The organism is Pseudomonas sp. SbOxS1 (assembly GCF_013416725.1).
Lineage (GTDB): Bacteria > Pseudomonadota > Gammaproteobacteria > Pseudomonadales > Pseudomonadaceae > Aquipseudomonas.
The window spans coordinates 59,393-71,434 of the sequence record NZ_JAAVXC010000029.1; the positions used below are offsets into that span (position 1 = coordinate 59,393).

A 12,042-nucleotide genomic window follows, 5' to 3' on the forward strand; every position below is an offset into this window, starting at 1 on the left:
CTTTCTTTGACCGGACTGGCCTCTTCGCGGGCAAGCCCGCTCCTACAGGATTATCGAAAGGTCGGAAAAATGCGGTCCCTGTAGGAGCGGGCTTGCCCGCGAAGAGGCCCTGTCTACCAATAGAGATGCATGTCTCGTTATTGAGACTCTGCAATCCCCAACGCCACCATCTTCTTGTACAAGGTCGACCGCCCCAGCCCCAACCGCGCCGCCGCTTCAATCACCTTGCCCCCGCATTGCGCCAGGGCCGCTTCAATCAACTGCCGGTCAAAGCGCTCACGCGCCGCACTGAACGTCTCATGCTCCACGACTTCGACAGGCAACGGCGCTACGCGCTCTATCGGCGTAAAAGTCCCGATCGCCGCACGGATGTCCGCCACCGTCAGCCGCAGGTCATCACTGAGCAACGCCGCCCGCTCCAGCACGTTGCGCAGTTCCCGAATGTTCCCCGGCCAGGCGTGTTGACCCAGGAGCGCCAGCGCTTCGCTGTTCAGTTCGTGCTGGCTGCGCAGTTCTTCAAGGATCGCTTCAGTGAGGGCGGGCAGGTCGTCGAGACGCTCGCGCAGCGGTGGTACCTGGATAGGCAGGACGTTGAGGCGGTAGTACAAATCGGCGCGAAACTCGCCACGCTTGATTGCCGCCTCCAGGTCGGTCGAGGTTGCAGCGACCACCCGCACATCGCTCTGGATCACCTCGTTGGAGCCCACTGGTTCGAATTCCTTTTCCTGCAGCACACGCAGCAATTTGCTTTGCAGGGGCAACGGCATGTCGCCGATTTCATCGAGGAACAGCGTACCGCCCTGGGCGATCTGCAGTTTGCCGGCGCGGCCTTTGCGGTCGGCGCCGGTATAGGCGCCAGGAGCGGTGCCGAAGAATTCGGCTTCCAGCAGTGCTTCGGGGATGGCCGCACTGTTGATGCTGACAAACGCCTTATGTGCTCGCGGCGAAGCACTGTGGATCGCCTGTGCCAGCAATTCCTTGCCGGTGCCGGTTTCACCGAGCAGCAACACCGGCGAGTCGGTGCTGGCGCTGCGCCGGGCCCGGCGCTTGACTTCCAGGCTGGCAGCGCTGGTGCCGATGAAGTGGGCGAAGTTGTAGCGAGTCTGCCGCGAGCGCAGCAGCGAGCGCGTGGAAGCCAGCTCTTGCTGCATGCTCATGTAGCGCTTGAGCATCGGCGACAAGCTGCGCAACTCGTCGAACAAGGCAAAGCCAATGGCACCGATCACCTCGCCGGAATCGTCGTGAATCGGCAGGCGCATGACCACCAGCGGTTCCTTGGGGGTGTCCTGCATGTCGAGCAGGATCGGCCGGCCGGTGCGCACCACCTCGCGCAACAGGCTGCCGGGGATGACGCTTTCGCAGGCCTTGCCAATCGCGCCTTCGGCCGAGGGAAGGCCGAAGCGCTTGGCATATCGCTCGTTCATCCAGACGATGTTGGCGTCGCGGTCGACGATCACCGTGCCTTCACTGGACTGCTCGATGATCTCGAACAGCGAGCGGATCGCCAGCAGGCGCACGCGCTGGTAGTCCTTGAGGCTTTCGGTGGTGTTCATGGGGGCTGATCCTGATTATGTGTTGCCTGGGCTGGCCTCCTCACTGTAGGAGCCAGGCTTGCCGGCGAAGAACGATAACGCGGTGCAACAGATACACCGCAGCGTTTGGTTCGCCGGCAAGCCTGGCTCCTACAAGCGAAGAACAATAACGCGGTGCAACAGATACACCGCGGTGCCTGGTTCGCGGGCAAGCCTCGCTCCTACAGAAAGCGACGCGGTCTGACTGGATTATGCCTGCCCCACATGCGCCGCCGCCAACAGCTCTTTGGTGTAAGGATGCTGCGGCGAATCGAACACGTCGTGGCTGGCGCCGCTTTCGACCACCTTGCCGTCCTTGATCACGATCATGTCATGGGCCAGGGCGCGCACCACCGCCAGGTCATGGCTGATGAACAGATAGGTCAGCCCGTGCTTTTCCTGAAGCTGGCGCAGCAGGGCGACCACCTGCTTTTGCACGGTGCGATCCAGCGCCGAGGTGGGTTCGTCCAGCAGGATCAGCGCAGGCTTGAGTACCAGCGCGCGGGCGATGGCGATGCGTTGGCGCTGGCCACCGGAGAACTCGTGGGGGTAGCGATGCCGGCTTTGCGGGTCGAGCCCGACTTCCTGCAGCGCCCGGATCACCTCGGCGTTGCATTGCTCGGCGTTCAGCTGACTATGCACCTCCAGGCCTTCACTGATGATCTGCGCCACGGACATGCGCGGGCTGAGACTGCCGAACGGGTCCTGGAACACCACCTGCATTTTCTTGCGCCACGGCCGCAACTGCTTCTGCGTCAGGCCATCGAGCGCCTGGCCTTGGAAGCGAATGGCGCCCTCGGAGTCCAGCAGACGCAGGATCGCCTGGCCGAGCGTGGACTTGCCGGAACCCGACTCGCCGACGATGCCCAGGGTCTTGCCGCGCTGGATGCTCAGGCTGATGCCGTCCACGGCCTTGAGGTAAGTCTTGCGTTGGAACAGTCCGCCACCGACGGCAAATTGCACTCGCAGGTCGTGCACTTCCAGGACTTTTTCCCGTTCGTCCCGGGGCAGGGCTTCGCCTTCGGGCTCGGCGTTGAGCAGCACGCAGCTGTAAGGGTGTTTCGGTGCGGTGAACATCGTCTCGCAGGTGGCTTGCTCGACGATTTCCCCGGCTTTCATCACGCACACGCGCTGGGCAATGCTGCGCACCAGATTGAGATCGTGACTGATCAGCAGCAGCGACATGCCCAGTCGCTGTTGCAGCGACTTGAGCAGCAGCAGGATCTTGCGCTGCACTGTCACGTCCAGCGCGGTGGTCGGTTCATCGGCGATCAACAATTCCGGCTCGCAGGCCAGGGCCATGGCGATCATCACCCGTTGGCGCTGGCCACCCGATAGCTGATGGGGGTACGACTTGAGCCGTTCCTGGGGGTTCTGGATGCCCACCAGATGCAGTAATTCGAGAATCCGCGCTTGCGCCACTTTGCCGGCCAGGCCCTTGTGCACCAGCAAGGTTTCGCCGATCTGCTTTTCGATACTGTGCAGCGGGTTCAGGGAGGTCATCGGCTCCTGGAAGATCATCGCGATGCGATTGCCCCGCAGTTCACGCAATTTGCGCGCATCGGCGCCCACCAGTTCCTGGCCGCGATAACGGATGCTGCCGCTCGTTTCGGTGTCGCATTCGGGCAGCAATTGCAGGATCGAGTGCGCCGTCACCGACTTGCCCGAGCCCGACTCGCCCACCAACGCCAGGCATTCACCGGGGCGGATGTCCAGGCACAGGTCGCGCACCACGGTCTGGCCGTTGAAGGCGACGCTGAGGTCACGGATTTCGATCAGGTTGGTCATATCAACAGTCCGCTTCACGAACGGGGGTCAAAGGCGTCGCGCAAGGCTTCGCCGATGAACACCAGTAGAGAAAGAATCAACGCCAGGGTGAAAAACGCCGTCAGGCCCAGCCACGGCGCCTGCAGGTTTTGCTTGCCCTGGCCGATTAATTCACCCAGCGAGGCACTGCCGGCCGGCATGCCGAAACCGAGGAAGTCCAGCGCGGTGAGGGTCGAGATGGCCCCGGTAAGAATGAACGGCAGGTAGCTCAAGGTCGCGTTCATGGCGTTGGGCAGGATATGTCGCACGATCACCTTGCGGTCGGTGAGGCCCAGGGCGCGGGCCGCCTTGACGTATTCCAGGTTGCGCCCGCGCAGGAATTCGGCGCGCACCACGTCCACCAGGGCCAGCCAGGAAAACAGCGCCATGATCCCCAGCAACCACCAGAAATTCGGCTCGACGAACCCCGAGAGGATGATCAGCAGGTACAGCACCGGCAGCCCGGACCAGACCTCCAGCAGCCGCTGGCCGAGCAAGTCGACCCAGCCGCCGTAATAGCCCTGCAGGGCACCTGCGGCGATGCCGATCAGCGCACTGACGAAGGTCAGCATCAAGGCAAACAGGATCGATACCCGCGCGCCGAATATCACCCGCGCCAACACGTCCCGTGCCTGGTCGTCGGTGCCCAGCCAGTTCACCTCCGAAGGTGGGCTCGGCGCAGGTTTGTTCAGGTCATAGTTGGGTGTGTCGTCGCTGAAGGGGATCGGCGGGAACAGCAGCCAGCCACCGTCCTTCTTGATCAGGTTCTGCACATAATCGCTGCGGTAATCGGCCTGGAATGGCAATTGCCCACCGAATTCCTGCTCGGTGTAGCGCTTGAACGCCGGGAAGTACAACGAACCCTGGTAGCTGACCACCAGCGGTTTATCATTGGCGATCAGCTCGCCCCCCAGGGTCAGCAGGAACAACCCGACGAACAGCCACAGCGACCACCAGCCGCGGCGGTTTTTCTTGAAGCGCTCGAAGCGGCGTCGGCCTAATGGCGAAAGCTTCAACATCAGGCGTTCCTCGCAGCGAAGTCGATGCGCGGATCGACCAGGGTGTAGCACAGGTCGCCGACGAGTTTTATCAGCAGGCCGAACAGCGTGAAAATGAACAGCGAACCGAACACCACCGGGTAGTCCCGTGACACGGCCGCTTCGTAGCTCATGCGACCCAGGCCATCGAGGGAGAAAATCACTTCGATCAGCAGGGAACCGGCAAAAAACACGCTGATGAAGGCCTGGGGAATTCCCGACACCACCAGCAACATGGCGTTGCGGAACACGTGGCCGTACAGCACCCGGCGTTCACTCAGGCCTTTGGCGCGGGCGGTGACCACGTACTGGCGGGTGATTTCGTTGAGGAACGAGTTCTTGGTCAGGATGGTCAGGGTGGCGAAACCGCCAATCACCAGCGCGGTCACCGGCAGTACCAGGTGCCAGAAGTAATCGGCGACCTTGCCCAGGGTCGACAGCGACTCGAAATTGTCCGAGACCAGCCCGCGTACCGGGAACCAGTTCAGTGAGGTGCCGCCGGCGAACACCACGATCAGGAACATGGCGAACAGGAAAGCCGGCATGGCATAGCCGATGATGATCGCTGTGCTGCTCCAGACATCGAAATGACTGCCGTGGTGCACGGCCTTGCGAATCCCCAGGGGAATCGACACCAGGTAGGTGATCAGGGTCGCCCAGAGCCCGAGGGAAATGGTGACCGGCATCTTTTCCAGGATCAGGTCAGTGACGGTGGCGCCGCGAAAGAAGCTTTTGCCGAAGTCCAGGCGTGCGTAACTGGTGAGCATCAACCACAGGCGTTGCGGTGCCGGTTTGTCGAAGCCGTATTGCTTTTCGATGTCCTTGATCAACTTCGGATCGAGACCGCGGCTGGCCCGGGAATGGCCCATGGTCTCGCTCGAGCCGCCACCGATACTGGCCCCACCGATGCCCTGCAGGTGCGCGATGGCCTGTTCCACCGGGCCACCCGGTGCAGCCTGGACGATGACGAAGTTGACCAGGAGAATGATCACCAGCGTCGGGATGATCAGAAGCAGGCGCCGTACGATATAAGCCCACATCAATGCGGTCCTCCGGGTCTGCCACGACGGATGCGCTCGGCGGTCATTTGCTGGTTGGTCAGCGGCGAGGTGCTCATTTCCCACCAGCTCTCGATGGCTTCGTCATTGCTCGCCTGCACGTTCGGTATGCCGAAGCGATTCCACCACACGGTAGAGGTGCCTGGCGGGTAATAGTTGGGAATCCAGTAATAGTTCCATTGCAGCACCCGGTCGAGCGCATGGGCATAGTGCAACATGTCGGCCTGGGTGTTGGCGCGGATCAGGCCGTTGATCAGGGTGTCCACCGCCGGGTTCTGCAACACCATGTAGTTGTTGGCGCCGGGATCCAGGGCCGACACCGAGCCGAAGTAGTTGATCAGTTCGCCCCCGGGCGAGGTGGTGACCGGGTAGCCAGTGACAATCATGTCGTAGTCGCGGCTCATCAGGCGATTGATGTATTGGGACGAATCGATGCGGCGGATGTTCAGGTCGATGCCGATCTGTTTCAGGGTGCGCTTGTAGGGCAGGAGCAAGCGGTCCATGCCGTTCTGGCTGACCAGGAAGGTGAAACTCAGTGGCTCGCCGTCGGCATTCACCAGTTGATCGCCCTGGGGTTTCCACCCGGCCTGTTCGAGCAGGTCCAGGGCTTGCAGCTGCTTGTCGCGAATCAAGCCGCTGCCATCGGTTTTCGGTGGTTCGAACACCTGGCTGAAGACTTCATCGGGGATCTGTCCCCGCAAGGGTTCCAGAATCGCCAGCTCGGCGGCATCGGGCAACTGCCGGGCCGCCAGGTCGGTATTGGAAAAGTAGCTCTGCTGGCGGATGTACAGGTTGCGCATCATCTGCCGGTTGCTCCACTCGAAATCCCAAAGCATCGCCAGCGCCTGGCGCACCCGGCGGTCCTGGAACATCGGTTTTTGCAGGTTGAACACGAAACCCTGGGCCGATTGTGGCGCTTCGGTGGCCAGGTGGGCCTTTTGCAGGCGACCGTCGCTCAGGGCCGGGCTGTCGTAGCCGATGGAGTAGCCAGTGGCGGAAAACTCGCGGTTGTAGTCATAGGCGCCGCCGCGCAGCACCTGGCGCGCGACATCGGTATCGCCGAAGTACTCGATGCTGAAATGATCGAAGTTGTACAGCCCGCGGCTGACCGGGAGGTCCTTGCCCCACCAGTCGGGGTTGCGCTCGAAAGTGATGCTGCGTCCCGAATCGACCTTGCCGACCTTGTACGGGCCGCTGCCCAGGGGCGGCTCGTAACCGCCGCCATCGGCAAAGTCGCGGGTCTTCCACCAGTGTTCGGGAAACACCGGCAAGGTTGCGATATCCAGCGGCAGGGTGCGGTTTTCGTTGTTCTTGAAGTCGAAGCGCACGGTCAGTGGAGACTCGACTTCCACGCCCTTGACGTCGGCGAACTGCGTGCGATAGCGCAGGCTGCCCTGGGTCATCAACAGATCGAAGGTGTAGCGCACGTCCTGGGCTGTGATCGGCGTGCCATCGGCGAATTGTGCCTTCGGGTTGAGGTAGAAACGCAGGGACAGGCCGTCGTCGGAGCGCTCCATTTGCTGCGCCACCAGGCCGTACACCGTGTAAGGCTCGTCCAGCGAGCGCTGCGCGAGGGGAGAGTAGAGCATGCCATCGATCTGCGTCACGCCGATGCCCTTGTCTATATAAGGCAGGACGTGATCGAAATGCCCGATCTCGATCGCCGAACGGCGCATTGTCCCGCCCTTGGGCGCCAGTGGGTTGGTGTAGGCAAAATGACTGAAGCCGGCAGGGTACTTGGCGGGCTCGCCGTATACGGTCAACGCATGTTGCGGTGCGGCATTCACACCAACGGCGCCCAAGAGCAGGGCCACGGCAGTGAACAACAAAGTCGGGAAAGCCAGTCGCATTGTCAGCCTTAGAGCCGGGGGTCGTTAAGCACAATTTGTACGCTAGCGGCGCGTCCCTCGCCAGCCGAATTACGTATCTGAAACACGACGGCCCACCAGAGGGCGGGCCGTTGCACAGCAAATCCAGGCGTTTATCAGTCCTGGCGGCTGGTCACTTCCAGCAGGTGATAGCCGAACTGGGTCTTGACCGGACCTTGTACCACGTTGATCGGCGCGCTGAAGACCACGGTGTCGAACTCCTTGACCATCTGGCCCGGGCCGAACGAGCCCAGGTCACCGCCCTGGCGGCTGGAAGGGCAGGTGGAGTTGGCTTTGGCGACTTCGGCGAAGTCTGCACCCGCCTCGATCTGGGCTTTCAGTTCATTGCACTTGGCTTCGCTGGCAACAAGGATGTGACGGGCAGTGGCTTTGGCCATGGGTAAACTCTCCATTCAATGTACGGTAAAGTGCTGAGCCTACCGGATTAAGTGGGGTATTTCTCCTCAAAGTTCCGTTGCCAGCGCTCTGGACGGCAGGTTTGGGTTAAAGACCGGCATTTTCCAGGCGCTCGGCGTGCTGCACGTAAAGATCGATCGGGTCGATGCGCCTTTCACTTTGACCACCGACCTGGCGAAGGGTGCCCAGATGATCCAGCGGATAGTCGGAGCGGATGATGGTGCCCAGATGCGAGCTGTAGCGCCCGACCATGCCATCGTTCTGCAAGGGCTCGGTGGTGAAATAACGTGACAGCGCCCGCAGCAGGTCGTGTGAGGGATCGAGTGCGTCCAGTTCCGCATCTCGCCGTTTTCCCTGCAGGATGCCACTCCAGGAATAGTAGCGGACGCCATTGACCTGTTCGTTGCCCTTGTCACCCCAGCTCGGCGGCAGGCCTTGCGGGTACTTCTGGTTGAATGCGCCCACGCCTTGCGTGGTCAGGGCGTTCAGCGCGGCGATAGCATTTTGCGGTATCCGACGCTTGCCGCTGAGCAACGACAGGAGGTCGGCGAACAAGGTGGCGATGGTTTCGGCCAGCGTTTCCGGAAGGTCGCCGGGCGTCAGTGCCTTGCGTAGCAAGTCGGCCAGTTCCGACCCGTGGTTCGGTCCGCTGACGGATGTCACCGAGGCCACCTTGCCTGGCGCTGTCGCGGCGGCATACCGTGCGGCCAACGCGCCCTGGCTGTGGCCGATCAGATTGACCTTGTGGGCACCGGTCCCCTGCAGTACCCGCTGGATCTGCGCCAGGAGCTGTTCGCCGCGGACTTCGTTGCTGTGGGTGGCGGATAGATGCGGGATGAACACGCTTGCCCCGGCCCCCCGCAGGGCCTGCTTGACGTCGTGGAAGAGTTGCACACTGGCGATCCGCTCGAAGCCGAAAAGCCCGTGCACCAGGAGGATGGGATAATGAGTCTTTGCATTCCGTTGCATGTTCATTCCTTTTTCCAGGGTTCAAGAAAGTGATTTCGACTTCACTTTAAAGACTCCAATGCTGGCGCGATGCATGAAATGGCCGCGGTGGCTTGGAGAAAAAGGCATAGGCGCGGTACGAATGCTCGGAGGTTGGCGTGGCCTTGGTCTTGAACTGTGCAAGGCTTTTGTGGTGCGTGATCGTTCCCACGCTCTGCGTGGGAATGCCGCCAGGGACGCTCCGCGTTCCGCTGACGACGCATGACGTGAGCCATGCGCAATGGTGACGCGGAGCGTCACAGGATGCATTCCCACGCAGAGCGTGGGAACGATCACCAAGCCCAAGAGCCCCGCGGGGTGTCAGGCTCCCGGAGCATGCTCGCTCCTGCAGGCGTCATTCCTGTGTCCGCAGCCGATCCGCCGCCTGGCGCAACAGCTGTTCTGTCGCGCTCCACCCCAGGCAACCGTCGGTGACCGAAACGCCGTACTCAAGCGACGAGCCCAGCGGCTGGCAACCCTCGAACAAATGACTTTCGATCATCATGCCGATCAGCGAGCGATCACCCTGCAGGCGTTGCTCCAAAACGTCATTGAACACAGCAGGCTGGCGCAGCGGATCTTTACTGCTGTTGGCGTGGCTGCAGTCGACCATGATCCGGGTCGGGATCTTCAGGCGGGTCAGGTCGGCGTGCACGCGGGCAACGCTGGCGCGATCGTAGTTCGGGCCGTGATGGCCGCCGCGCAGCACTAAATGAGTGTCGGCGTTGCCCGGGGTCTGGATGATCGCGGGATGGCCCTGGCTGTCGACACCGAAATGGCGATGCGGATGGGCGGCCGAGCGCATGGCGTCACAGGCCACGCCGACTCCGCCATCGGTGCCGTTCTTGAAGCCGACTGGCATGCCCAGGCCGCTGGCCATCTCCCGATGGATCTGCGATTCGGTGGTGCGGGCGCCAATGGCCACCCAGCTCAGCAGGTCATCGAAGTAGCCGGCGGCCATGGGTTGCAGCAGTTCAGTCGCCACCGGCAAGCCGAGCATGAGCATTTCACGCATCAGTTCCCGGGACAGGGTCAGGCCGCCGGCCATGTCATCGCTGCCATCGAGGTGCGGATCGTAGGCCAGGCCTTTCCAGCCCACCGTGGTGCGAGGTTTTTCGACGTAGGCGCGCATCACCAGGAGCATCTGGTCGCTGACGTCGGCGGTCAAACGGGCCAGATTGTCGGCGTATTCGAGGGCTGATTTCGGGTCATGGATCGAGCAGGGACCGACGATGACCAGCAGGCGGGAGTCTTCCCCGTCGAGGATTGCGCGAACTGCCTGGCGGTGAGCCGCGACTTGGCGGACCAGGGCATTGCTCAGTGGCAATTGCTGTTTGAGTTGCAACGAACTTGGCAGGCGCAGGGTCAGCGCTTCGTTGGCAGGGTTGAGGGTCGACAGTGGCAGAGCAGAGACGGACGAGTTCATGTTCAGGCTTCCTGGGCGGCGGCGGGTCGTTCCCGCGCGCTCGGCCCTACTGGGGTGTTCGACAATTGGCCGGATTGGCTGCGTGTGTGTGCTTGCCACCAGTGGGTGACCGATCGGAGGCGGCAGGCTGTCCCGAGCGGAGGGTGGTAAATCGCCAGGCGCTAAAACTGTCGTGACGGTAATAAGTGGCGTAGTTCATTTGTAAAATCCTCTTGATGGCGGTGTGTCGCTAAATAAGTGGCGGGCCCAAAAAACAAAACCCCCGGTCGGGAGGCCGACCGGGGGTTGAGAATTCTCTGGTGGCGACCCGTTTGAAGTGGGCGCCGTGTGGGTATCAGGCGCGCCAGTGGCTAAACCAATACCCAAAATAAAAGCTTGCCGGAGCGCGCACGTCGTTCACCCGGGCAGCCGCAACCGAGCGCGGGGCGCTGGCGGTACGAAGCGGTGGGCGGGCGTTGAACATGGTCTGTCTCCGATCAATGCGCCGAGCTTACTAGAGGCCGGTGCGAGGTTTCAATCAGAAAATGCTATCGGTCATCAGCGGCGGTTTCTATCGCTTGAGTGCCCATGGGGTTGTGACACACACTCCTTGTTTTTGAAAACGCCCCCGTCACAGGATCAAGCATGACGCCATTGCATGACCTTCGCCGCCGCTTGCCGGAGGTTGACTGGCGCCCGGCAACGGACCGCGACCTCGATTTTGCCCGGGACCTGACGTGCGTCAACATGTTGCGCTATTACATCCAGCACGATCTGTTGTGGCTGGACGAAGCGTTCGATGTCGCCTGGGCCGGGCGGGACAACCGGATAATCGTGAGCGGCGAGCGTCGACTGGGGTTCGTCAGCCTCAGTCGGGATGCCCGGGCGCTGTACATCCGCGAACTTCATGTTGGCCAGGCGTTTCGAGGGCAGGGTGCCGGTTTCTGGGCAATCGATCAGGTATTGGCACTGGCGTGCAGTGAAGGGCACCAGCGCTTGCGCTTGACGGTTTTTGAAAATAATCCGGCGCGTGCCTTGTACGAACGCAAGGGCTTGAAGGTGGTGGGCAGGGACGAGTGTTTCCTGCGCATGGAGCGTGAAGTGTTCGCTGCTCCTGGCTGAAACACACTGCCGACAAGCTCTGCAAGACGAATGGAAACTTTTTATATAGCGCTGGGCGCTAGGTCTGCCAGATGCTTTTTGCTAAGGTGGCGGGCAATCCAAATAAGATCCTATCGCGAGGTGTCTGCTTGATTAGGGTGCTAGTAGTCGATGACCATGATCTCGTTCGTACAGGCATTACGCGAATGCTGGCTGACATCGATGGCCTGCAAGTAGTCGGCCAGGCAGAGTCCGGGGAAGAGTCCCTGCTCAAGGCGCGTGAGTTGAAACCCGATGTGGTCTTGATGGACGTGAAAATGCCTGGGATCGGCGGTCTTGAAGCCACTCGCAAATTGTTGCGCAGCCATCCCGACATCAAGGTTGTCGCGGTGACCGTGTGCGAGGAAGATCCGTTTCCTACCCGGCTGTTGCAAGCCGGCGCGGCGGGCTACCTGACCAAGGGCGCCGGATTGCCGGAAATGGTCCAGGCCATCCGCCTGGTGTTTGCCGGGCAACGTTACATCAGCCCGCAAATTGCCCAGCAACTGGCGATCAAGTCGTTCCAGCCGACTAACGATTCGCCCTTCGACGCGCTGTCGGAGCGGGAAATCCAGATCGCGCTGATGATCGTCGGCTGCCAGAAAGTCCAGATCATCTCCGACAAGTTGTGCCTGTCGCCGAAAACCGTGAACACCTACCGATACCGCATTTTCGAAAAGCTTTCGATCAGCAGCGATGTCGAGTTGACGCTGTTGGCGGTGCGACACGGCATGGTTGATGCCAGCCTCTGAA

General features: G+C 61.5%; 10 protein-coding genes. 2 read left to right on the plus strand and 8 right to left on the minus strand.

What is annotated here, in order from left to right; genetic code table 11:
* Nucleotides 1-137 precede the first annotated feature (137 nt).
* The 8 genes from HFK74_RS22880 to HFK74_RS22915 form a co-directional block, all read right to left on the minus strand.
* Complete coding sequence (locus HFK74_RS22880) at nucleotides 138-1,553, minus strand: sigma-54-dependent Fis family transcriptional regulator (protein WP_180205460.1); 1,416 nt, start codon at nucleotides 1,551-1,553, stop codon at nucleotides 138-140.
* A gap of 228 nt (nucleotides 1,554-1,781) precedes the next feature.
* Nucleotides 1,782-3,359: an ABC transporter ATP-binding protein gene (locus tag HFK74_RS22885; protein ID WP_180205461.1), complete on the minus strand. Its 1,578-nt coding sequence runs from the start codon at nucleotides 3,357-3,359 to the stop codon at nucleotides 1,782-1,784.
* Between the two features lie 14 nt (nucleotides 3,360-3,373).
* Nucleotides 3,374-4,396 (minus strand): ABC transporter permease, encoded by a 1,023-nt coding sequence (locus HFK74_RS22890; protein WP_180205462.1) that lies wholly within the window; start codon nucleotides 4,394-4,396, stop codon nucleotides 3,374-3,376.
* Nucleotides 4,396-5,454 carry a microcin C ABC transporter permease YejB gene (locus HFK74_RS22895; protein ID WP_180205463.1) on the minus strand — a complete coding sequence of 353 codons (1,059 nt, stop codon included), beginning with the start codon at nucleotides 5,452-5,454 and terminating at the stop codon, nucleotides 4,396-4,398. Before HFK74_RS22895 ends, HFK74_RS22890 begins: the two co-directional genes overlap by 1 nt.
* Nucleotides 5,454-7,322 (minus strand): extracellular solute-binding protein, encoded by a 1,869-nt coding sequence (locus HFK74_RS22900; protein WP_180205464.1) that lies wholly within the window; start codon nucleotides 7,320-7,322, stop codon nucleotides 5,454-5,456. Before HFK74_RS22900 ends, HFK74_RS22895 begins: the two co-directional genes overlap by 1 nt.
* A 134-nt stretch (nucleotides 7,323-7,456) precedes the next feature.
* The gene (locus HFK74_RS22905; protein WP_007984657.1) at nucleotides 7,457-7,738 is read right to left on the minus strand and encodes a peptidylprolyl isomerase; all 282 of its coding nucleotides are present in this window, start codon (nucleotides 7,736-7,738) and stop codon (nucleotides 7,457-7,459) included.
* Between the two features lie 106 nt (nucleotides 7,739-7,844).
* Complete coding sequence (locus tag HFK74_RS22910) at nucleotides 7,845-8,726, minus strand: triacylglycerol lipase (RefSeq protein WP_180205465.1); 882 nt, start codon at nucleotides 8,724-8,726, stop codon at nucleotides 7,845-7,847.
* A 373-nt stretch (nucleotides 8,727-9,099) separates the two neighbouring features.
* Complete coding sequence (locus tag HFK74_RS22915; protein WP_180205466.1) at nucleotides 9,100-10,170, minus strand: 3-deoxy-7-phosphoheptulonate synthase; 1,071 nt, start codon at nucleotides 10,168-10,170, stop codon at nucleotides 9,100-9,102.
* Nucleotides 10,171-10,794: 624 nt separating this feature from the next.
* Between HFK74_RS22915 and HFK74_RS22920 the strand changes: the two genes are divergently transcribed.
* Together HFK74_RS22920 and uvrY are read left to right on the plus strand one after the other, a co-directional pair.
* Nucleotides 10,795-11,271, plus strand: a complete 477-nt coding sequence (locus HFK74_RS22920; protein ID WP_180205467.1) for an N-acetyltransferase — start codon at nucleotides 10,795-10,797, stop codon at nucleotides 11,269-11,271.
* A 128-nt stretch (nucleotides 11,272-11,399) separates the two neighbouring features.
* Nucleotides 11,400-12,041, plus strand: coding sequence for a UvrY/SirA/GacA family response regulator transcription factor (gene uvrY / locus HFK74_RS22925; protein ID WP_008015884.1), 642 nt, complete (start codon nucleotides 11,400-11,402; stop codon nucleotides 12,039-12,041).
* The last annotated feature ends 1 nt before the right edge of the window (nucleotide 12,042 follow it).

Coding starts and splice junctions, on each gene's coding strand:
- HFK74_RS22880 (WP_180205460.1), bottom strand. CDS start 1,553: ATGAACACCACCGAAAGCCTCAAGGACTACCAGCGCGTGCGCCTGCTG.
- HFK74_RS22885 (WP_180205461.1), bottom strand. CDS start 3,359: ATGACCAACCTGATCGAAATCCGTGACCTCAGCGTCGCCTTCAACGGC.
- HFK74_RS22890 (WP_180205462.1), bottom strand. CDS start 4,396: ATGTTGAAGCTTTCGCCATTAGGCCGACGCCGCTTCGAGCGCTTCAAG.
- HFK74_RS22895 (WP_180205463.1), bottom strand. CDS start 5,454: ATGTGGGCTTATATCGTACGGCGCCTGCTTCTGATCATCCCGACGCTG.
- HFK74_RS22900 (WP_180205464.1), bottom strand. CDS start 7,322: ATGCGACTGGCTTTCCCGACTTTGTTGTTCACTGCCGTGGCCCTGCTC.
- HFK74_RS22905 (WP_007984657.1), bottom strand. CDS start 7,738: ATGGCCAAAGCCACTGCCCGTCACATCCTTGTTGCCAGCGAAGCCAAG.
- HFK74_RS22910 (WP_180205465.1), bottom strand. CDS start 8,726: ATGCAACGGAATGCAAAGACTCATTATCCCATCCTCCTGGTGCACGGG.
- HFK74_RS22915 (WP_180205466.1), bottom strand. CDS start 10,170: ATGAACTCGTCCGTCTCTGCTCTGCCACTGTCGACCCTCAACCCTGCC.
- HFK74_RS22920 (WP_180205467.1), top strand. CDS start 10,795: ATGACGCCATTGCATGACCTTCGCCGCCGCTTGCCGGAGGTTGACTGG.